We start from the raw sequence: 607 nt of genomic DNA, 5'->3' as shown, positions 1-607 counted from the left end.
TGAACGGCTTGCCGCTGGCCCTGACGACGCCGAGCGCCTGCCACTGCGCGATCGTCTTTGCGCCGCCGGGCAGCTTGCTGGCCGGTATGGTGACCTCATAGCCCCAGGTCTTGCCGGCTTGCCAGCCGTTCTTCTTGAGCAGATTGGCGGAAGTCGCCAGCGCGTCGGGGATCGAATTCCAGATATCGCGCCTGCCGTTGCCGTCCATGTCGACCGCATAGCGCTGATAGCTGGTCGGGATGAACTGGGTCTGGCCCATCGCGCCGGCCCAGGAGCCCATCAGATGGCTCTCGTCGATGTCGCCGCTCTGCAGGATTTTCAGCGCCGCGATCAGCTGGGTGCTGGCATATTTCGAGCGCTTGGGATCGCCATAGGCAAGGGTGGCCAGCGAACGGATGACGTTGCGCATGATGTCGTCGCGCTTGAGCGTCTCGCCATAATTCGATTCCATCGACCAGATGGCCAGAAGGATGTTGCGGTCGACGCCGAACCGCGCCTCGATGCGGTCGAGCCATGGCTTCCATTTGCGTGCCATCGCCTGGCCGTTGGCGACCGCCTGGTCGTGCACGCGGTTGTCGAAATAGTCCCAGGCGGGCGCGGTGAATTC

At 63.6% G+C, this 607-nt stretch carries 1 protein-coding gene; it reads right to left on the bottom strand.

All coding sequences use genetic code 11. The features are described from left to right. The coding region (locus EOA27_RS39250) for a lytic murein transglycosylase (RefSeq protein WP_145970941.1) at positions 1-607 on the bottom strand (607 nt) is incomplete at both ends.

The organism is Mesorhizobium sp. M2A.F.Ca.ET.037.01.1.1, assembly GCF_003998075.1.
In the GTDB taxonomy this organism is placed as follows: Bacteria; Pseudomonadota; Alphaproteobacteria; order Rhizobiales; family Rhizobiaceae; genus Mesorhizobium.
This window is presented reverse-complemented; position numbering and strand designations above follow the sequence as displayed.